The following is an 18,628-nucleotide window of genomic DNA, read 5'->3' as shown; positions in this document are numbered from 1 at the left end:
GGTGTCAGGCGGCGGCCTGGGCGCCGGTGATGAAGGCCGGCGGGGGCGGCGTGCCTTCGGAAACCGTCAGCACTTCGTAGCCCGTTTCGGTGACGAGCACCATGTGCTCCCACTGCGCGGACAGGCTGCGGTCCTTCGTCTTGATCGTCCAGCCGTCGCCCATTTCGCGGATCTCGCGGCGGCCGGCGTTGATCATCGGCTCGATCGTGAAGATCATGCCGGGCTTGAGTTCCTCGCCGGTGCCGGCCTTGCCGTAGTGGAGCACCTGCGGCTCTTCATGGAACACCTTGCCGATGCCATGGCCGCAGAATTCGCGCACCACGCTGTAGCCGGCCTTTTCGGCATGGATCTGGATGGCCTGGCCGATGTCGCCGAAGTGCCCGCCCGGGCGCACCTGGGCAATACCGAGCCACATGCATTCGTAGGTGATCTCGGTGAGGCGCTTGGCCAGGATCGACGGCGGGCCGATATAGAACATGCGGCTGTTGTCGCCGTGGTAGCCGTCCTGCGTGATGATGGTGATGTCGAGGTTGACCACGTCGCCGCTTTTCAGCACCTTGTCGCCCGGGATGCCGTGGCAGATCACGTCGTTGACGGACGTGCAGATGGCCTTCGGGTAGGGCGTGTAGCCGGGCGGCGCGTAGTTCAGCGGCGCGGGAATCGTGCCCTGCACGTTCGTCATGTACTCGTGGCACAGGCGGTCCAGTTCGCCGGTGGTGACGCCCGGCTTGACGAACGGCGTGATGTAGTCGAGGACTTCGGCACCGAGGCGGCCGGCGCGGCGCATGCCTTCGATGTCTTCGGGGGATTTGATGATGATGGCCATAAGTATAGGAGTGCGTGCGGTCGCTTCGCGCGGTCCGGCAGCTGGCCGTGGGCGCACGCGCGACGTTTATTGGAAAGGGAGATTATAAGCGATGGTGCCCCTGCCGCGGCGGCGGCGCTGCTTGGCGCCGGGTGCCGCGGTAGATGGGCGAAGGATCACGCCGCGGCACCTGCATGTGGCTGCGGCAGCAATGCGACACCGTCGGATATTTCCGCGATGACGATTGCCGATCAGCCTAGAATAAGGCAGCGCTTGTCATTAACACATCCCTTTCGACAGGAGACCGATGCCATGCCCCTCGCCGCCAGATCGACCGTTGCCGTCCCTGCCGTTCCCGGTGTGGGCATGACCTGCCACGCCGCCACCTGGTTCTGGGCCGCCAAGGAGGCCCAGGCGCTCGGCCTCAGTGGTCCCAAAGCCGATCTGGTCACGCTGGGCAATGTGGGTGCGATGGGGCCGCAGGTGCAGATGCTGGCCCTGGTGGGGCCGGGGCGGTCCTCGTTCTGGGATTTTGCGATCGTGCCGGCCACGCCGCCGGATGGCAGCGTGCTCATCTGGACCGGCGGCGCCACGCATTCGGCGGTGGTGAGCGCACCCAATGCCATCACGGGCTACAACCAGCCCGTGCAGTTCCCCGGCGTCGGGGTCGGCCACACGACGAACGCGCCGGCCGCGCTGGCGGCCCACCTGCGCAGGTGCGTGGTCATTTCGGACGACGCGATCATTGCTGCCGCTGCGGCGTTCAATCTGTAACGTCTTCAAGCTGGCTGACGACCTGTCACCCCAGCGAAGAACCTCACTGTTGCGTGGACTGCATCGGGCCAAGGGTATTCGTACAGCTGTTAATCCTGCGGCCACCACCTCCTTCGGCCGTCTCGACATCGACGGCGGCGCGGTTCGCGCTCCGTGGCGCACACGTTTCCCGGCGAGTTGCCTGAAAACCATTGCCTGAAAAAGCGACGGACCCAGCCGGCTCATGTAATTGATTGGCCGCACGCGCGGGAACGTTAGGGCGCGGACCTTGCGGCCTCGGGCCTATGATGAACATCCCGCATCGAGAGGTACCCATGAAGCTGAAAACTGACTTCTTTCTCGTAACGTTTGCATTTCTGATGCCATGGCAAGCAGGCGCCGCACAGCGCTTCTACGATCTGAGCGGTGACCTGTATGTTCAGTTTCTATCCCGTCCGGAGCCTCTTGGCGAAGCAGATTATCGAAACCGTGACCGTGCATACAGTTACCTGGATGGAGTGAAAGATGTGTCGATAGGTACTGGATGGTGTCCAGCCCGCCCGCGCAAAACGTTCGAGCTGGCCTATGACGCAGCCGACTACATCCGGAAGCTTCCAGCCGATGCGCGTCATGGCAACGCCGCGCCGCTGCTTCTCGCGTTTTTAAATTCCCGCTATCCGTGTCCGAAAGGAGTTGACCGATGACCCGACCTGCATATGCTGTCGTGCGCAGTAACTTCCCGACCCGAGCCAGATATCCACGCGAGCGCCTTCTCACCGAAGTCCTGGGCTGGGAGGACCTGCTGGAAAATCACTCATTCGTAGACACCTGCGCCATGCGCGTAAGTACCGCGCTTGCGCTGTCAGGTGTCAAATTGATCGGTTCCCGGATGAAAGGGAAAGGCGGCGCCGCCAGAGACCGGATGATTGAACCCGGGCAGGCCAAGCTGTCGCATATCTTGCGACGTATCTGGGGGGCGCCGGAAAGGTACCGCTCCGAAGCCGCGGCTCGCGACGGTATCGGCAAGCGGAGCGGCGTCATATCGTTCTTTCGGATTCATCCAGAAGCAACTGTATCGCAAGGCCACATCGATCTTGTCGAACCTCGCAGCAATGGCTTTTCGGAATGCGCTACACAATGCTTTTTCGGTGCAGCCGAGATCTGGTTCTGGCCACTGAAGTAGTTATCCTTTTCGCGAGCGGCCTGCCGGTCAGGAAATCGGAAGCTACTCGCTTCGTTCAGCGCATTGCAATGCGCCCGACAATCCGCCACTAAGCCACGCGCTTGCTTTCCGCCACCTCGGCAAAGAAGTTCGCCATCGCCCGGCTGGCATCCGGCCCGGTGCCATCAGTGTAGCTGCCGCTGGCGCTGCCGCCGGCCCAGGCGTGGCCGCCGCCGTGCAGGACCCAGTGTTCGGCCAGCAACTTGCCATCCGCATCGCGGTGGATCGAGCGGGTGAACTTGCGGCCGCCCGGTGCCTTGGCCTTCTCGACTTCGGCGGCGGCGCCGGCACCCGCGCCGTGGCGCAGCACGTGTTCGCCGTTGGACGGGTGCACGGTGCGGTCCTTGTCGCCATGGAAGACGATCACCGGCGGCGTGCGCACCGCTTTGCCAGTCTTGCCGCCGCCCTGGTTCATGGCCTGCAAGGCGGACGGCAGGTCGGTCGCGCTGCCGAACGGCAGCCCGGAATGGACGCCCACCGCGCAGAACAGCTCGGGGTAGAGCGCGCCGACGATGACGGCCATTGCGCCGCCGGCGGACAGTCCGGCCACGCCGACCTGCGCCGCGTCGACGCTGTATTCCTGCATCACTTCCCGCGTGATACCGGCAATGATGGCGGGTTCGCCGCGGTCCCGCTGCTGGTCGGCGGTGTTGAACCAGTTCCAGCATTTCGAGCTGTTGGCCTGCTGGGTCTGGCACGGATAGGCGACCAGGCTGCCGGTTTCTTCCGCGATCGTGTTCATGCGGGTACCCGCCGCGAAGTCGTCCGGATCCTGCGTGCAGCCGTGCAGCATCACGATCAGCGGTGCCGGCTTGCTGCTGCTGTACGTGCTCGGCACATACAGCTTGTAGCCGCGCGTACCGGCCTGGCAGGTGAAGCTGGCGCTGTCGAAGCGGGCGCCGTCCGGCAACGGCGGGGGAGGGGTGCGCGGGCGCATGCCAGGCAGGTTGCCGTTCTGCAGGCCTTCCGGCATCTCGAAGCCTTCGGGCATCTTGAAACCCTCGGGCATCTTAAACCCTTCCGGCATCTTGAATCCTTCGGGCATTTTGAATCCTTCAGGCAGCTTCAATCCCTCGGGCATCTTCACACCGTCCGGCATTTTGATGCCGGCCTTGGCGAGGATGGCGGCGATGCCCGCCATGCCGGGAGCCTCCGGCGTGCTGCCGGTGTCCGCTGGCTGGGGCCTGGGCTGCGGCTTGTCGGGGCTGCGGCTGCCGCCTGTCGCCGGTTTCTTCGCCGTGCGGGCATAGTCGGGCGGCGGGTTCAGGTCCTTCATCGTGGCGCCCGGTGCGACGGTGTCGACGGTATCGCCCGTCTTTGCCGGCTCGGGTTCCTGTCCGGCCAGGGCGCGCTGGATCGCGGCGGTCGCGCCCAGCGGGCCGTCACTCATCAGTTGCTGCGTGGCCGCCTGCAGGCGGGCCATCATTGCGGAATCGAATTTCATCGTGCGCCTCTCGAGGTGCGTGGCTGGACGGCGGTTGCCGGCCAGGAGTGTCGTGTAAAAGTGTCGTGTAATTCAGGTAATGCGGCCGGCGAGGGCAGCCTTGACGGCCGGGCTGGCGTGCAGCGCACCCAGTACGGCAATCGACTGGATGGTTGCAGCGGCCAGTTCGGGCGTGACATCCGGCGCGATCGACGCGAGGCCGAGGACGCGTAGGTTGAGCGTTTCCCCTGCGGCCCGGACTGCCTCCAGCTCCGTCACGGTGAGATGCTGCATGCCCAGCACCAGCCGGTTGCGCTCGACGGCCTGGCGCACCACGTCCGCGTGCTGGCTCAGCTGGTTGCGGATCGCCGTGCGGATCAGGTCGGACCGGTTGGCATAGAACCCCTGCTGTACGAGCAGGTCGATCTGGCCCAGGTCGACGGGGAAAAGGTTGATCGTGATCTTTTCTGAATCCGATGCCCGTAATTTTGCTTCTGCCATGAAATCATCTCCTCACCATCCACATGGATGGTATTTGGAGTGATTATCCCGTAACGCAAGTCCCACGTGGAAGTTTTTCGCGCGTTAAGCGGCAGTCTGGATATGCTGTGTCGATGCGGGGTTTGCGGCCGAACTGCGGTGACAGGACGAGACTCAGGGAGCGCGGCCGGTGCTGGGCCGAGGGGACAGGGTATGGGGGAGTATTAGAGGAGCGGGCGCGGCGTGGCGCCGCGCCCCGGTACATCAGCGGGCCGGCGGCTCGACCAGCAGATCGTCGACGGCGAGATAGCCCTCGTTGGCAGCCAGCTGTGCCTCGGGCGGCAGGGCTTCGTGGGCGCGCGCCCGTTCCAGCAGCACCTGCACCGTGCCGATCTTGTGCCGCAGCGTCTCGGCCAGCGCCGGCGCGGTCAGCACCTCCGGCAACATCACTTCGCAAGCCAGTGCCGCCTGAGCGGCGGGGTGATCGGGCGAAAGAGCCCCGGTGCCAGCGCCTTCATCGCGCGCCACCAGTGCCAGCGCCTTGTGCAGCCCCTCATCCAGTTCTTCGAGCCGTTTTGATTCCATTGCGTTCCCCGCATGAGCATTGATCAAACCCGAGGATACGCCGCCGGCCGGCCGGGCGCCGCGCAGTTGCCCTGAATGCGCCGCATGCAGCCGAAACGGGCTTTGCAGAGTGAACCCGGGGTAGCAGCACGCTTGCCTGACGCTGGTCAATCCGCTATAATCTCGGGTTGCTCGGATCCGTCCGTGCAATGTTGTGAAATCCTTACTTTTTTATAAACTCGAATCCGCTCTGCAAGGGTGCCCGCAAGGGTGACTGAACGGATTCCAGACCCAACCCTGGAGTAATTATGTCTGTAACGATGCGTGAAATGCTGGAAGCCGGCGTCCACTTCGGCCACCAAACCCGATTCTGGAACCCAAAGATGGCACCGTTCATCTTCGGCCACCGCAACAAGATTCACATCATCAACCTGGAAAAGACCATGGAAATGTACCAGGAGGCGATGAAGACCGTTCGCCAACTGTCCGCAAACCGTGGCACGATCCTGATGGTGGGCACCAAGCGCCAGGCGCGCGACATCATCGCCGCTGAAGCACAGCGTGCTGGTGTTCCTTACGTCGACCAGCGCTGGCTGGGCGGCATGCTGACCAACTTCAAGACGATCAAGACGTCGATCAAGCGCCTGAAGGACATGGAAGCGCAGATCGAAGACGGCTCCGTCGAGAAGCTGACGAAGAAGGATGCACTGCTGTTCTCCCGCGAACTGGAAAAGCTGCAGAAATCCATCGGCGGTATCAAGGATATGGGCGGCGTGCCGGACGCGATCTTCGTGGTCGACGTTGGCTACCACAAAGGCGCGATCACCGAAGCCCAGAAGCTGGGTATCCCGGTCATCGGCGTGGTCGATACGAACCACTCGCCAGCCGGCGTGAACTTCATCATCCCTGGTAACGACGACTCTTCCAAAGCGATCACCCTGTACGCCCGCGGCGTGGCAGATGCGATCCTGGAAGGCCGTGCCAACGCCTCGACCGAAACCCTGGAAGCCATCAAGACGGCCTCCGGCGACGAGTTCGTGGAAGTCAACGAACAGGCTTGATGTGGTAACCCGCTCCCTCGGGAGCGGGTGTCGATTTGAAAAGGGGTGGCGTCCAGCTCCCCTTTTTTTTAACCGGGCTTGTCGGATGAGCAGGCCTGCCGCAAGGCGCCGCCCCGGCAACAGCACGAATCAATCTCAGGATTACAGGAGAAACATATGGCAGCGATTACCGCAGCAATGGTTGGCGAACTGCGCGCGAAAACCGACGCACCGATGATGGAATGCAAGAAGGCCCTGACGGAAGCGGCCGGCGACATGGACAAAGCGGAAGAAATTCTGCGCGTCAAGCTGGGCGGCAAGGCATCGAAGGCCTCCGCCCGCGTGACGGCCGAAGGCGTCGTGGCAGCATTCATCTCGGGCAATGTGGGCGCCCTGGTGGAAGTGAACTCGGAAACCGACTTCGTCGCCAAGAACGACGACTTCCTGGGCCTGGCAGCGAGCGCCGCCAAGCTGGTCGCCGAACAGAACCCGGCCGACGTGGCTGCCCTGCTGGCCCTGCCGACTGCCGATGGCAAGACGCTGGACGAAGTGCGCAGCGCCCTGATCGGCAAGATCGGCGAAAACATGTCGATCCGTCGTTTCCAGCGTTTTGAAACGACCGGCAAGCTGGCTTCCTACCTGCACGGCACGAAGATCGGCGTCATCGTCGAATTCGACGGTGCGGACGAGCAGGTCGGCAAGGACGTGGCGATGCACATCGCCGCCATGAAGCCGGTCTCGCTGTCGAGCGACCAGGTGCCGGCCGAACTGATCGAAAAAGAGCGTTCGGTAGCCCAGGCCAAGGCCGACGAAGATGCGTCCAAAGCCGCTGCCGAAGGCAAGCCGGCCCAGTCGCCGGAAATCGTCGCGAAGCGCCTGGAAGGCTCCGTGCAGAAGTACCTGAAGGAAGTGTCGCTGCTGAACCAGGCGTTCGTGAAGAACGACAAGCAGTCCGTCGAACAGATGCTGAAAGCGGCCGGCGCCACCGTGAAATCGTTCACGATGTACGTCGTGGGTGAAGGCATCGAGAAGAAGGTCGATGACTTCGCAGCCGAAGTCGCAGCCCAGATGGCTGCCAACAAGGCGTAATGACAAAAACGGGCCGCGAGGCCCGTTTTTTTAAGCACGCGTTTCAGCACGACTGAATCTGCACGATCCGGCCGCCCGTGCGCGCGGCTGGCGAAACACCGACACGGGGCAGCTTGTTGCTATCATGGCCAGCGCTGCCACCCGGCCGGAATGGTACCGAATACATTTACTTAGGAGCCCCAGCTCATGTCAAAACCAGCCTACAAGCGCGTCCTCCTCAAATTGTCCGGTGAAGCCCTGATGGGCGACGATGCCTATGGCATCAACCGCGCCACGATCGAGCGCATGGTGGCCGACGTGGCCGAGGTCGCGAAACTGGGCGTGGAACTGGCGGTCGTGATCGGCGGCGGCAACATCTTCCGCGGCGTGGCGCCCGGCGCCCAGGGCATGGACCGTGCCACGGCCGACTACATGGGCATGCTGGCCACCGTGATGAACGCCCTGGCGCTGGCCGATGCGATGCGCCACGTGGGCGTCGTGGCCCGGGTCATGTCCGCCATCGGCATCGAGCAGGTTGTCGAGCCGTATGTGCGCCCGAAAGCGCTGCAATACCTGGAAGAGGGCAAGGTCGTCGTCTTCGCCGCCGGCACCGGCAACCCGTTCTTCACCACCGATACCGCGGCCGCGCTGCGCGGTTCGGAAGTCTCGGCCGAAATCGTGCTGAAGGCCACCAAGGTGGACGGCGTCTACAGCGCCGACCCGAAGAAGGATCCGGATGCCACGCTGTACGACACGATCAGCTTCGACGAAGCGATCGCCAAGCAGCTGCAGGTGATGGACGCCACCGCGTTCGCCCTGTGCCGCGACCAGAAGCTGCCGATCAAGGTGTTCTCGATCACCAAGCCAGGCGCTCTGATGCGCGTGATCATGGGTGAGAACGAGGGCACCCTGGTTCACGTTTAAAATAGCAAACTCAAGAAATAATAGGAGAGCAGCATGTCCACCGCTGACATCAAGAAAAACGCGCAAGACAAGATGGCCAAATCGCTGGAAACGCTGAAGGCCGACCTGGCCAAGGTGCGTACCGGCCGTGCCCACACCGGCATTCTGGACCACGTGATGGTCGAGTACTACGGCAACCCGACCCCGCTGAGCCAGGTCGCCAACCTGACCTTGGTCGATGCCCGCACGATCGGCGTGCAGCCGTTCGAGAAGAAGATGGCGTCGACGATCGAGAAGGCCATCCGCGACGCGGACCTGGGCCTGAACCCGTCGTCGCAGGGCGACCAGATCCGCGTGCCCACGCCGCCGCTGACGGAAGAGCGCCGCAAGGAAATGGTCAAGCTCTGCAAGAGCGAAGCCGAGGATGCGAAGATCGCCGTCCGCAACATCCGCCGCGATGCCAACGAGCAGCTGAAGAAGCTCACGAAGGACAAGGCCATCTCGGAAGACGACGAGCGCCGCGCGTCGGACGATGTGCAGAAGCTGACCGACAAGGCCATCGTCGACATCGACAAGATCGTGGCCGAGAAGGAAAAGGAAGTGCTGACGGTGTAAGCGTCAGTCGGACGGGGCGGCCGCCGCATTGCGGCACCGCCTCGTGCCGCTGCCTGTTCCCGCATTGTTTTCTTCGTTAGTCGCAGCTGCCGCCATCCCCGCCGCCGCCGTCGCTGCTGCCGCAGCTGTCCGATGCACCGGTTCCCGAACTGTCCGTGTTTGACGTGGAATTGTCGGCGTAGACCACGCCGCCACTGTCCGCAGCACCGGCGCGTGCCTGCCCGGCAACTGCGCGGCGCCGGAGCCGTCGCACGGCCCATGCAATCGCCGCCATCACCGCAAGCGTTCCCCACAGGGGCTGCTCGATCACCATGTACATGATCAGGCTAACAACTCCCACGACCCCGCACGCCACGACCGGCGCCAGGAGCGCTGCCATGGCATCCGGCATTTTCGATCTGGTTCGCCTTTGCATGCGTCCTCCATTTCTGAAAGTAGTGCCGCACAGTAACGGCGCGCTGATTTGCTGGCGTGGAAATTGTAGACTGAAATTCATGCCGGTCCAGTTTTTTGCCTGTTAGAATTCATCTTTTGCCGGTTAGCGTTTCTAATGAGATATTCGAGTTCCACCACCGCGGTGCCAGAAGTGCCGAACGTACCGCGCCACGTGGCCATCATCATGGACGGCAACGGCCGCTGGGCGACGCGCCGTTTCCTGCCCCGCGTGGCGGGCCATGTGAAGGGCGTCGAGGCGGTGCGCACGGTCGTCGAGGCCTGCGTCGCGCGCGGCATCGAATATCTGACCGTGTTTGCCTTCAGCTCGGAAAACTGGCGCCGCCCGGAAGAGGAAGTGTCGCTGCTGATGCGCCTGTTCGTCACGGCCCTCGAGCGGGAAGTGGCTAAGATGCATGCCAATAATATCCGCCTGAAAGTGGTGGGCGACCTGTCCCGCTTCGACGCGAAACTGCAGGACATGATCAGCGCCGCCGAGCGCAAGACCGCCAACAATACCCGCCTCACCGTGACCGTGTGCGCCAACTATGGCGGCCGCTGGGATATGATGCAGGCCGTCGGCAAGATGGTCGCGGCGCACCCCGGCATCGGCGAGTACACGGAAGAACAGCTGGCGCCGCACCTGGCGATGGCGTATGCGCCGGAGCCGGACCTGTTCATCCGCACCGGCGGCGAGCAGCGCATCTCGAATTTCCTGCTGTGGCAGCTGGCGTACACGGAGCTGTATTTCACCGACACGTACTGGCCGGACTTCACGGCCGAGAAGCTCGATGAAGCCATCGCCTCGTACCAGCACCGCGAGCGCCGCTTCGGCCGCACCGGCGAGCAACTGAAAAAATAATACCGAATAAACGGAATAGATAAAAACAATGCTGAAGACCCGGATCATTACCGCTGTCGTGCTGTTCGTCGTGCTCGTGGCCGTGCTGTTCTCCGGCTCGCTGGCAGCCGTGCAGGCCGTCGTCGCCATCGCCTTCGGCGCCGCCGCCTGGGAGACCTTCCGGCTGTTCAAGCTGCGTGCACCGGCCTTCGTGGCCGCGGCATGGACGGCGGCCTTTGCCTACACCTTCTTCTTCAACCACGGCCTGGAACAGGCCCGCTTCTGGCTCGCGCTGGGGGTGGCGATCTGGCTGCTGCGCTTCGTGCCGTCGCTGAAGATCGGCTTGCCGCCTCTCGAAGGCTTCGGTAACACGCTGCTGTCGATGGTGTATGCGGCCACGCTGGTGTCGTGCTTCGTGGCGATCCTGGTGCTGTTCGGGCATTCCGCGCTGTACCTGGTCTCCGCGATGGCCCTGGTGTGGATCGCCGATATCGGCGCCTATTTCGCGGGTAAGAAATTCGGCAGGCGGAAGCTGGCGCCGTCGATCTCGCCGGGCAAGTCCGTGGAAGGCGCGATCGGCGGCTGGATCGCCGTGCTCGTGCTGGCCACCATCACGATCCTGGCCGCGCCCTCCGTGCCCTGGCTGCAGGACACGTTCGCCGTGCGCATGCAGGCGAAGCTGGGCTGGCTGGTGGCCCTGATCACGCTCACCGTCATCGTGGCCGCGTCGATTGCCGGCGACCTGTTCGAATCCCAGCTGAAGCGCCGCGCCGGCATGAAGGACAGCAGCAACCTGCTGCCCGGCCATGGCGGCGTGCTCGACCGCATCGATGCGCTGGTGCCGGTTCTGCCGATTGCTGCCCTGATTGGCGGCTGGCTGTAAGAAACATGCCAAGACCGTCCGTGGCGTTGTTGGGGCACCTTGCCGTGCAAAGGCACGGTCTGCGGCGCCCCGCCCAGCCACGAACGGTTTGATCAAGTTTCAGAGGAAATGACAATGCAAAGCATCACCATCCTGGGCGCCACCGGCTCCATCGGCGTCTCCACCCTCGACGTCATCGCCCGCCATCCGGACCGCTACCGCGTGTACGCGCTGACGGCGCACAGCAAGGTCGAGGAACTGGCCGCGCAGTGCCGGCAGTTCCGGCCTGACGTCGCCGTCGTCGGTACTGCCGCTGCGGCGGACCGGCTCGCGACGCTGCTGCGCGCCGCCGATCTGCGCACCCAGGTGGCGTGGGGCGAGCAGGCCTTGTGCGACGTGTCGTCCGCCCCCGAAGTGGATGGCGTGATGGCGGCGATCGTCGGTGCCGCGGGCCTGGCGCCCACGCTGGCCGCGGCGCGCGCCGGCAAGAAGGTGATGTTGGCGAACAAGGAGGCGCTCGTCATGTCCGGCCAGCTGTTCATGGATGCCGTGGCGGACAGCGGCGCCACGCTGCTGCCGATCGACTCGGAACACAACGCCATCTTCCAGTGCCTGCCGGCCAACTACCGCCGCGTGCCCGAAGCGGCGGGCGTGACCAAGATCCTGCTGACGGCCTCCGGCGGCCCGTTCCTGAAGCGCGCCGTGGCATCGCTCGATGCCGTCACGCCGGACGAAGCGTGCAAGCATCCGAAGTGGGTCATGGGCCGCAAGATCTCGGTGGATTCGGCCACGATGATGAACAAGGGCCTGGAAGTGATCGAGGCGCACTGGCTGTTCGGTGCGCCGGCCGCGCAGATCGAGGTGGTGATCCACCCGCAGTCCGTGATCCACTCGATGGTGTCGTATGCGGACGGCTCCGTGCTCGCCGAACTGGGCAACCCGGACATGCGCACGCCGATCGCCAACGCGCTGGCCTACCCGGAGCGCATCGCTTCCGGCGTGGCACAGCTGGACCTGACGCAGGTGGGCACGCTGCAGTTCGAAAAACCGGATTTCAACCGTTTCCCGTGCCTGGCATTGGCCTACGATGCATTGACGGCGGGCGGCACCGCGCCGGCACTGCTCAATGCCGCCAACGAGGTGGCCGTGCAGGCGTTCCTGGATGAACGCATCGGCTTCCGGCAGATCGACCGCGTGATCGCCACCGTGATGGACCAGCTGCCGCATGGTCCGGCGTCGTCGATCGAGGCGGTCATGGCGCAGGATGCCGCCGCGCGCACCGCTGCCGAACGCGTCATCGGCACGTTCGGCCAGCCGCTGAAGGCCGCTACGGCATAATGGCCTGCTCTGGGCAGCTGCATCATGCAGATGAACCAAGCCGATGCACCAGGTCGATCCACTAGGCCGCTGGACTAAGCCGATCCACTAAGCCGCTGGACTAAGCCGATCCACTAAGCAGCTGTACTAAGCCGATCCACTAAGCCGATCCACTAAGCCAATCCACTAAGCCGATCCACCAAGCAGATGCGCCAAGCTGCTGCCCGCAGCTGCTGCCTTGAGCGCCTGCTGCAATCACCGCCACCACCGAGGTCACTGCCATGAACCTGCTGCAAACCCTGGTCGCCTTCGTCGTTGCGCTGGGCACGCTCGTCGTGATCCACGAACTGGGCCACTTCCTCGTCGCGCGCTGGTGCGGCGTGAAGGTGCTGCGCTTTTCCGTCGGCATGGGCCGCATCGTCTGGTCGCGGCGCTTCGGCAAGGATCGGACGGAGTGGGCCATCTCCGCGCTGCCGCTGGGCGGCTACGTCAAGATGCTCGATGCGCGCGAACAGGGCATCGACCAGATCCCGCAGGCCGAGCTGCACCGCGAGTTCACGCGCCAGAACGTGTGGAAGCGCATCGCCATCGTCGCGGCCGGCCCGCTCGCCAATTTCCTGCTCGCGATCCTGATCTTCGCCGGCCTGTACATGCACGGCATCGAGGAGCCGTCGACGCGCCTGGCCGAACCGCCAGCGCAAAGCGCTGCGGCACTGGCAGGCCTCGACCGCGATGACGTCGTCCGGTCCGTCAACGGCGAACCCGTCACCGGCTGGTCGGAACTGCGCTGGGAGCTGATCCAGGCCGCCGTCGATGCGGAGGGCGGCGAGGGCGCGCGCATTGCGGTGGACCGTCCGGGCCGCGGCGAATTCACCTTCGTGCTGCCGGCCGCCGCGCTGCAGAAGGCCGACCTGGAGGAGGACGTGCCGGGCAGCCTGGGCTTCGACATCGCCTTACCGCCGCCGGCCATCGGCCGCGTCGAGGCGGGCGGTGCGGGCGGGCGCGCCGGCCTGCGCAGCGGCGACCAGGTCACCGCCATCGATGGCGTGCCGGTCGGCGATGTTGCCGCCTTCATGAAGGCGATCCGCGCTGCCGGCGGGCGCACGCTGCAGCTCGATGTGCGGCGCGGCGGCGATCTGATCCGGCTGCCCGTCACGCCGGATGCCGAACCGGGTAAAGACGGTGTAACAGTCGGTAAGATCAGGGTCGAGCTGCTGGGGCGGCCGGATATGATCGTCGTGGCCGATGGTCCCGCGACGGCGGCGGGCAAGGCAGTACGCAAGGTGTGGGACACCTGCGCGCTGACCGTGAAGATGATCGGCCGGATGATCACCGGCGAAGCCTCGTGGAAGAACGTGACGGGACCGATCACGATCGCCGACTACGCAGGCCAGAGTTCGCGCATCGGCCTGGCGAGCTATCTGTCCTTCATGGCCATCGTCAGCATCAGCCTTGGCGTGATGAATTTGCTTCCGATACCCGTTCTGGATGGTGGGCTTTTGCTGTATTATTCGCTGGAAGTTTTGACTGGACGCCCCGTGCCGGAGCGTTTTGGGGAGATTGCACAGCGCCTCGGTGTGGGATTGTTGGTGACCCTGATGGCGCTCGCTGTGTTCAACGACGTTGCACGGTTGCTTTGATCCGCAGTGATCGACACGGTCGTGCGTGCACTCTCGTATTCGGGAAGCTGGTTCGGAATGGTTATCGGGCTGCGGTGAGCTGTATGCCCCGCATCGTCCCTGGCCATCGCGAAGCAGCTTCCGAGCTATTTTAATTGCCAATGAAATTCAATTCTGACCGCCTTGCCCCTTCGTTTCGCCGCACGCTGATCGGCGCCGCCGTCCTGGCCTTCACCTCCGCCAGCGCGTTTGCCGTCCAACCCTTCGTCGTCAAGGACATCCGCGTCGAGGGCATCCAGCGTACCGAAGCCGGCACCGTGTTCAGCTACCTGCCGGTACGCGTCGGCGAAACCTTCAGCGACGACAAATCCGTCTCCACCATCAAGGCCCTGTACGCCACCGGCATCTTCAAGGACGTGCGCCTGGAAGTGGACGGCAACGTGCTCGTCGTGATCGTCGAGGAACGCCCGGCCATCGCCAAGGTCGATTTCACCGGCACCCATGAATTCGAGAAGGACATGCTCGTCAAGGCGCTGAAGGACATCGGCGTGGGCGAAGCAAAGACCTTCGACAAGGCCACCACCGACCGCGCCGAGCAGGAGCTGAAGAAGCAGTACCTGTCGCGCGGCCTGTACGGCGTGAAGATCACCACCACCGTCACGCCGATGGAACGCAACCGCGTCGGCATCACGTTCGCCGTGGACGAAGGCGAGATCTCCCGCATCAAGCAGATCAACATCGTCGGCAACAAGGTGTTCAAGGACAGCGAGCTGCGCAAGGAACTGAGCCTGAACACCAGCACCTGGCTGAGCTGGTACACCAAGGCCGACCAGTATTCCAAGACGAAGCTGACGGGCGACATCGAGGCGCTCAAGTCGTTCTACCTGGACCGTGGCTATGTCGAGATGAACGTCGATTCGACGCAGGTGTCGATCTCGCCGGACAAGAAGGACATCTACCTCACCATCAACATCACCGAAGGCGAGAAGTACAACGTCTCGGACATCAAGTTCGAAGGCGAGATGTTCGGCCGCGAGGACGAGCTGCGCCAGCTGGTGCTGCTGAAGAAGGGCGAAGTCTATTCCGGCGCGCGCCTGACGGCCACCAACAAGCTGATCACCGACCGTCTCGGCACGTTCGGCTACGCGTTCGCCAACGTGAACGCGAATCCGGAAGTGAACCGCGAGAAGCGCGAAGTGGCCTTCACGTTCTTCATCGATCCGGGCAAGCGCGCCTACGTGCGCCACATGAACATCCAGGGCAACACGACCACGCGCGACGAAGTGATCCGCCGCGAATTCCGCCAGTTCGAATCGAGCTGGTACGACGCGAACAAGATCAAGCTGTCGCGCGACCGGGTCGACCGCCTCGGCTACTTCAAGGAAGTGACGATCGATACGCCGGAAGCGCAGGGCACGTCCGACCAGGTCGACGTGAACCTGACGGTCGAGGAAAAACCGACCGGTAACTTCCAGATCGGCGGCGCGTTCTCGCAGGCCGAGAAATTCAGCCTGTCCGCATCGGTCCAGCAGGCCAACTTCGCCGGCTCCGGCAACACGGTCGGCATCGAGCTCAATACCAGCAAGTACAGCCGCACGATCGCGTTCTCGCAGACCAATCCGTACTACACGGACGATGGCGTATCGCAGAGCTACGAGCTGTACCTGCGCACCTTCGAACCGCCGGCGGTCAACATCGGCGCGTACTCGATCAAGCAGAAGGGCGGCCGTGTCAGCTGGGGCGTGCCGTTCTCCGAAGTCGACACCGTGTTCTTCGGCATCGGCCTGGAAAACGCCAAGGTCACGACGGATGAAACGTCGCCGAGCTTCTACCAGAAATACGTGGCCAACCTGGGCGGCCCCGCTTCCGGCGTCGGCACCGTGTCGTCGAACTCCGTGCCGCTGACGGTGGCCTGGGGCCGCGACAGCCGCGACAGCGCCGTCACGCCGACGCTGGGCCGCTACCAGCGCGCCAACCTGGAGCTGGACCTGATCGGCGATTCGAAGTACTACCGCCTGGTGTACGAGCACCAGTGGTACCGGCCGATCACCACCTGGGCCACGCTGGCGCTGAAGGGCGAGTTCGACTTCGGCCACGGCATCGGCGACCGCCCGTACCCGATCTTCAAGAACTTCTATGCCGGCGGCATCGGTTCGGTGCGGGGCTACTACAGCTCGTCGCTGGGCTACCTCGATCCGTCGAACGGCGATGCGCTGGGCGGCTCGTCGCGCCTGATCGGCAATGCCGAGCTGCAGTTCCCGTTCCCGGGGCAGGGCAAGGACCGCAGCCTGCGCTGGTTCGCGTTCATGGACGGCGGCCAGGTCTACCAGGAAGGCCAGAAAATGCGCCTGGGCGAGCTGCGCTTCTCCACGGGCCTGGGCGTGAGCTGGATTTCGCCGGTGGGTCCGCTGAAGTTGAGTTATGCTAAGCCCCTGAATTCGCTGCCGAGCGACCGCCTGGAACGCTTCCAGTTCCAGATGGGTACCGGCTTCTGATCCCCGGGCACGTGATAGGAGAACCGATTTGAAGACTGCATCCGCACCATTGGGCAAGGCGCTGGCCGCGCTGGGGCTGAGCTGCTGCGCACTGTTCGCGCTGGCGCCCGCCCATGCACAGACGGGCTCCGCACAGTCTTCCCGCATCGCCTGGCTGAGCCCCGAACGCATCTACAACGAGTCGAAACTGGCCAAGCTGGCCAGCGACAAGCTGAAGGAAGAGTTCTCGCCGCGCGAGAAGGCCGTCAACGAACTGGCGGCACGGCTGAAGACGGCGTCCGACAAGTACGCGAAGGAAGAAGGCGCACTGGGCGAGGCGGACCGCTTCCGCCGCCAGCGCGAAGTGGCGGACCTGGACAAGGAACTGCAGCGCCGCCAGCGCGAGTTCCGCGAAGACCTGTCCCAGCGCACCAACGAGGAACGCGCGTCCATCGCCGAGAAGGCCACGGCCATCATCAAGCAGCTGGCGCTGACGGAAGGCTTCGACATCGTGCTGCAGGATGCCGTGTGGGCCAGCCCGCGCATCGACATCACCGAGAAGGTCCTCGCCGCACTCGACAAGGGCAAATGATTTACACTGATGCCGGCCACGCCGCCCCTGGTTGCGGCGTGGCCGGCATTTTTACATTGAGATTGGATCATCCATGAGCATTCGACTGGCAGAACTGGTCGAGCGCTGCGGCGGGGAGTTGATCGGCAGCCCGGACACGCAGGTGACGGGCATCGCGCCATTGACCGAGGCCGGCGTTTCACACATCAGCTTCCTCTCCAACAGCAAATTGCGCGCGCAGGCCGGGCAGAGCCGCGCCGCCGCGCTGATCGTTTCGCCGAACGACGACGCGCTGGTGGCGCAGACCTACACGGGCGCGCGCATCGTGACGAAGAATCCGTATGCCTACTTCGCGCGCGCGGCGCAGTACTTCGAAGCGCTGACGGCCATCGTGCCGGCGCCCGGCGTGCACCCGAGCGCATCGGTCGACCCGGCCGCGCAGGTGGATGCCACCGCCCACATCGGCCCGCTCGTGACGATCGAGGCCGGCGCGGTGATCGGCGCCCACGTCGTGATCGATGCCGGCTGCTATGTCGGCCGCGATGCCGTCATCGGCGCATCCACGCACCTGTTTGCCAACGTGACCTTCCACGCGCGCTGCGTGATCGGCGCGCGCGGCATCCTGCATTCCGGCGCCGTGATCGGCACGGACGGCTTCGGCTTCGCCAACGAAGGCGGCGTCTACATCAAGATCCCGCAGACGGGCCGCGTGGTGATCGGCGACGATGTCGACATCGGTGCCAACACGACCGTCGACCGCGGCGCGCTGGCCGACACGGTCATCGAGGATGGCGTGAAGCTGGACAACCAGATCCAGATCGGCCACAACTGCCACATCGGCGCGCACACGGCGATGGCCGGCTGCGTGGGCGTGGCGGGCAGTGCGAAGATCGGCAAGTACTGCACGTTCGGCGGCGCGGCCATGGTGCTGGGCCACCTGACGATCGCCGACCACGTGCACGTTTCCTCGGGCAGCATGGTATCGCGCTCGATCCTGGAACCGGGCCAGTACACGGGCTTCTACCCGCTGGCCAAGAACAGCGAATGGGAAAAATCGGCCGCCATCGTACGCAACCTGTCGACCATGCGCGAGAAGATCCGTTCCCTCGAAAAAGCCATCAAAACGATAACTAATCAAGCCTCCGGGCACAAAGACGAATCATGACCACTGCTGACAACAAGACCCTCTGCATCAACCAGATCAAGGAGCTGCTGCCGCACCGTTATCCGCTGCTGCTGGTGGACCGCGTGCTGACCTGGGAAGCCAACAAGACCATCACCGCGATCAAGAACGTCACGATCAACGAGGAGTTCTTCAACGGCCACTTCCCGCACAAGCCGGTGATGCCGGGCGTGCTGATGATCGAGGCGATGGCGCAGACGGCCGCGATCCTGTCGTTCCTGACGATGGGCATCAAGCCGGACGAGAACTCGGTCGTCTACTTCGTGGGCATCGACAATGCGCGCTTCAAGCGTCCGGTCGGCCCCGGCGACCAGCTGAAGATGGATGTCGAGATCGTGCGCGTGTCGCGCGGCATCTGGAAGTACAAGGCCGTGGGCAGCGTGGATGGCCAGACCGCCGTCGAGGCCGACCTGATGTGCACCATCCGTAACACCGCCGAAGCGTAAGGGAATCCCC

The 18,628-nt window shown here is 64.0% G+C and carries 20 protein-coding genes; 15 read left to right on the top strand and 5 right to left on the bottom strand.

The genetic code is table 11. The annotated features are described in order from the left end of the window. Positions 1–4: 4 nt before the first annotated feature. Positions 5–826 carry a type I methionyl aminopeptidase gene (gene map / locus IP91_RS08175; protein ID WP_145648453.1) on the bottom strand — a complete coding sequence of 274 codons (822 nt, stop codon included), beginning with the start codon at positions 824–826 and terminating at the stop codon, positions 5–7. A 291-nt stretch (positions 827–1,117) separates the two neighbouring features. Here map and IP91_RS08170 point away from each other — a divergent pair, with 291 nt between their 5' ends. From IP91_RS08170 to IP91_RS08160, 3 genes are all read left to right on the top strand, one after another. After that, positions 1,118–1,579, top strand: coding sequence for a hypothetical protein (locus IP91_RS08170; protein ID WP_145648452.1), 462 nt, complete (start codon positions 1,118–1,120; stop codon positions 1,577–1,579). Positions 1,580–1,893: 314 nt separating this feature from the next. Then, a complete protein-coding gene (locus IP91_RS08165; RefSeq protein WP_145648450.1) occupies positions 1,894–2,262 on the top strand; it encodes a Rap1a/Tai family immunity protein in 369 nt (122 codons plus the stop codon). Beyond that, entirely contained in the window at positions 2,259–2,741 is a 483-nt protein-coding gene (locus tag IP91_RS08160) for a T6SS effector amidase Tae4 family protein (RefSeq protein ID WP_145648449.1), read from the top strand. The genes IP91_RS08165 and IP91_RS08160 overlap by 4 nt, the downstream gene beginning before the upstream one ends. An 88-nt stretch (positions 2,742–2,829) precedes the next feature. Here IP91_RS08160 and IP91_RS08155 read toward each other — a convergent pair whose 3' ends face one another. The 3 genes from IP91_RS08155 to IP91_RS08145 form a co-directional block, all read right to left on the bottom strand. Beyond that, entirely contained in the window at positions 2,830–4,224 is a 1,395-nt protein-coding gene (locus IP91_RS08155) for an extracellular catalytic domain type 1 short-chain-length polyhydroxyalkanoate depolymerase (protein WP_307724403.1), read from the bottom strand. Between the two features lie 72 nt (positions 4,225–4,296). Next, on the bottom strand, positions 4,297–4,704 hold the full coding sequence (locus IP91_RS08150; protein WP_145648447.1) for a ribbon-helix-helix domain-containing protein: 408 nt from the start codon (positions 4,702–4,704) through the stop codon (positions 4,297–4,299). 243 nt (positions 4,705–4,947) lie between these two features. Then, the gene (locus tag IP91_RS08145; protein WP_145648445.1) at positions 4,948–5,268 is read right to left on the bottom strand and encodes a hypothetical protein; all 321 of its coding nucleotides are present in this window, start codon (positions 5,266–5,268) and stop codon (positions 4,948–4,950) included. Positions 5,269–5,555: 287 nt separating this feature from the next. On the opposite strand from IP91_RS08145, the gene rpsB reads away from it, so the two are divergent. From rpsB to frr, 4 genes are all read left to right on the top strand, one after another. Next, a complete protein-coding gene (rpsB, locus tag IP91_RS08140; protein WP_145648443.1) occupies positions 5,556–6,308 on the top strand; it encodes a 30S ribosomal protein S2 in 753 nt (250 codons plus the stop codon). Between the two features lie 156 nt (positions 6,309–6,464). Next, positions 6,465–7,376 (top strand): translation elongation factor Ts, encoded by a 912-nt coding sequence (gene tsf / locus IP91_RS08135; protein ID WP_145648441.1) that lies wholly within the window; start codon positions 6,465–6,467, stop codon positions 7,374–7,376. A 186-nt stretch (positions 7,377–7,562) separates the two neighbouring features. Beyond that, a complete protein-coding gene (gene pyrH / locus IP91_RS08130) occupies positions 7,563–8,279 on the top strand; it encodes a UMP kinase (protein ID WP_145648440.1) in 717 nt (238 codons plus the stop codon). A 33-nt stretch (positions 8,280–8,312) separates the two neighbouring features. Next, positions 8,313–8,873, top strand: a complete 561-nt coding sequence (gene frr / locus IP91_RS08125; RefSeq protein WP_145648438.1) for a ribosome recycling factor — start codon at positions 8,313–8,315, stop codon at positions 8,871–8,873. Between the two features lie 76 nt (positions 8,874–8,949). Here frr and IP91_RS08120 read toward each other — a convergent pair whose 3' ends face one another. Then, positions 8,950–9,252, bottom strand: a complete 303-nt coding sequence (locus tag IP91_RS08120) for a hypothetical protein (protein WP_145648436.1) — start codon at positions 9,250–9,252, stop codon at positions 8,950–8,952. Between the two features lie 171 nt (positions 9,253–9,423). Between IP91_RS08120 and uppS the strand changes: the two genes are divergently transcribed. From uppS to fabZ, 8 genes are all read left to right on the top strand, one after another. Beyond that, positions 9,424–10,167: a polyprenyl diphosphate synthase gene (gene uppS, locus IP91_RS08115; protein WP_145648434.1), complete on the top strand. Its 744-nt coding sequence runs from the start codon at positions 9,424–9,426 to the stop codon at positions 10,165–10,167. A 28-nt stretch (positions 10,168–10,195) separates the two neighbouring features. Next, a complete protein-coding gene (locus tag IP91_RS08110) occupies positions 10,196–11,029 on the top strand; it encodes a phosphatidate cytidylyltransferase (protein WP_145648432.1) in 834 nt (277 codons plus the stop codon). A 114-nt stretch (positions 11,030–11,143) separates the two neighbouring features. Next, on the top strand, positions 11,144–12,346 hold the full coding sequence (gene ispC, locus IP91_RS08105) for a 1-deoxy-D-xylulose-5-phosphate reductoisomerase (protein ID WP_145648430.1): 1,203 nt from the start codon (positions 11,144–11,146) through the stop codon (positions 12,344–12,346). Positions 12,347–12,606: 260 nt separating this feature from the next. Beyond that, on the top strand, positions 12,607–13,965 hold the full coding sequence (rseP, locus tag IP91_RS08100; RefSeq protein ID WP_145648428.1) for an RIP metalloprotease RseP: 1,359 nt from the start codon (positions 12,607–12,609) through the stop codon (positions 13,963–13,965). A gap of 140 nt (positions 13,966–14,105) precedes the next feature. After that, positions 14,106–16,439: an outer membrane protein assembly factor BamA gene (gene bamA, locus IP91_RS08095; RefSeq protein WP_145648426.1), complete on the top strand. Its 2,334-nt coding sequence runs from the start codon at positions 14,106–14,108 to the stop codon at positions 16,437–16,439. A 28-nt stretch (positions 16,440–16,467) separates the two neighbouring features. After that, a complete protein-coding gene (locus IP91_RS08090) occupies positions 16,468–17,010 on the top strand; it encodes an OmpH/Skp family outer membrane protein (RefSeq protein WP_145648424.1) in 543 nt (180 codons plus the stop codon). Positions 17,011–17,083: 73 nt separating this feature from the next. Further along, complete coding sequence (gene lpxD / locus IP91_RS08085) at positions 17,084–18,154, top strand: UDP-3-O-(3-hydroxymyristoyl)glucosamine N-acyltransferase (RefSeq protein WP_145648422.1); 1,071 nt, start codon at positions 17,084–17,086, stop codon at positions 18,152–18,154. Then, positions 18,151–18,618, top strand: coding sequence for a 3-hydroxyacyl-ACP dehydratase FabZ (gene fabZ, locus IP91_RS08080; protein ID WP_145648420.1), 468 nt, complete (start codon positions 18,151–18,153; stop codon positions 18,616–18,618). Before lpxD ends, fabZ begins: the two co-directional genes overlap by 4 nt. Positions 18,619–18,628: the final 10 nt, after the last annotated feature.

Origin of the sequence: Pseudoduganella lurida (assembly GCF_007830455.1) — a bacterium.
Classification (GTDB): Bacteria; Pseudomonadota; Gammaproteobacteria; order Burkholderiales; family Burkholderiaceae_D; genus Rugamonas; species Rugamonas lurida.
This window is presented reverse-complemented; position numbering and strand designations above follow the sequence as displayed.

Coding starts and splice junctions, on each gene's coding strand:
- map (WP_145648453.1), bottom strand. CDS start 826: ATGGCCATCATCATCAAATCCCCCGAAGACATCGAAGGCATGCGCCGC.
- IP91_RS08170 (WP_145648452.1), top strand. CDS start 1,118: ATGCCCCTCGCCGCCAGATCGACCGTTGCCGTCCCTGCCGTTCCCGGT.
- IP91_RS08165 (WP_145648450.1), top strand. CDS start 1,894: ATGAAGCTGAAAACTGACTTCTTTCTCGTAACGTTTGCATTTCTGATG.
- IP91_RS08160 (WP_145648449.1), top strand. CDS start 2,259: ATGACCCGACCTGCATATGCTGTCGTGCGCAGTAACTTCCCGACCCGA.
- IP91_RS08155 (WP_307724403.1), bottom strand. CDS start 4,224: ATGAAATTCGATTCCGCAATGATGGCCCGCCTGCAGGCGGCCACGCAG.
- IP91_RS08150 (WP_145648447.1), bottom strand. CDS start 4,704: ATGGCAGAAGCAAAATTACGGGCATCGGATTCAGAAAAGATCACGATC.
- IP91_RS08145 (WP_145648445.1), bottom strand. CDS start 5,268: ATGGAATCAAAACGGCTCGAAGAACTGGATGAGGGGCTGCACAAGGCG.
- rpsB (WP_145648443.1), top strand. CDS start 5,556: ATGTCTGTAACGATGCGTGAAATGCTGGAAGCCGGCGTCCACTTCGGC.
- tsf (WP_145648441.1), top strand. CDS start 6,465: ATGGCAGCGATTACCGCAGCAATGGTTGGCGAACTGCGCGCGAAAACC.
- pyrH (WP_145648440.1), top strand. CDS start 7,563: ATGTCAAAACCAGCCTACAAGCGCGTCCTCCTCAAATTGTCCGGTGAA.
- frr (WP_145648438.1), top strand. CDS start 8,313: ATGTCCACCGCTGACATCAAGAAAAACGCGCAAGACAAGATGGCCAAA.
- IP91_RS08120 (WP_145648436.1), bottom strand. CDS start 9,252: ATGGCAGCGCTCCTGGCGCCGGTCGTGGCGTGCGGGGTCGTGGGAGTT.
- uppS (WP_145648434.1), top strand. CDS start 9,424: ATGAGATATTCGAGTTCCACCACCGCGGTGCCAGAAGTGCCGAACGTA.
- IP91_RS08110 (WP_145648432.1), top strand. CDS start 10,196: ATGCTGAAGACCCGGATCATTACCGCTGTCGTGCTGTTCGTCGTGCTC.
- ispC (WP_145648430.1), top strand. CDS start 11,144: ATGCAAAGCATCACCATCCTGGGCGCCACCGGCTCCATCGGCGTCTCC.
- rseP (WP_145648428.1), top strand. CDS start 12,607: ATGAACCTGCTGCAAACCCTGGTCGCCTTCGTCGTTGCGCTGGGCACG.
- bamA (WP_145648426.1), top strand. CDS start 14,106: ATGAAATTCAATTCTGACCGCCTTGCCCCTTCGTTTCGCCGCACGCTG.
- lpxD (WP_145648422.1), top strand. CDS start 17,084: ATGAGCATTCGACTGGCAGAACTGGTCGAGCGCTGCGGCGGGGAGTTG.
- fabZ (WP_145648420.1), top strand. CDS start 18,151: ATGACCACTGCTGACAACAAGACCCTCTGCATCAACCAGATCAAGGAG.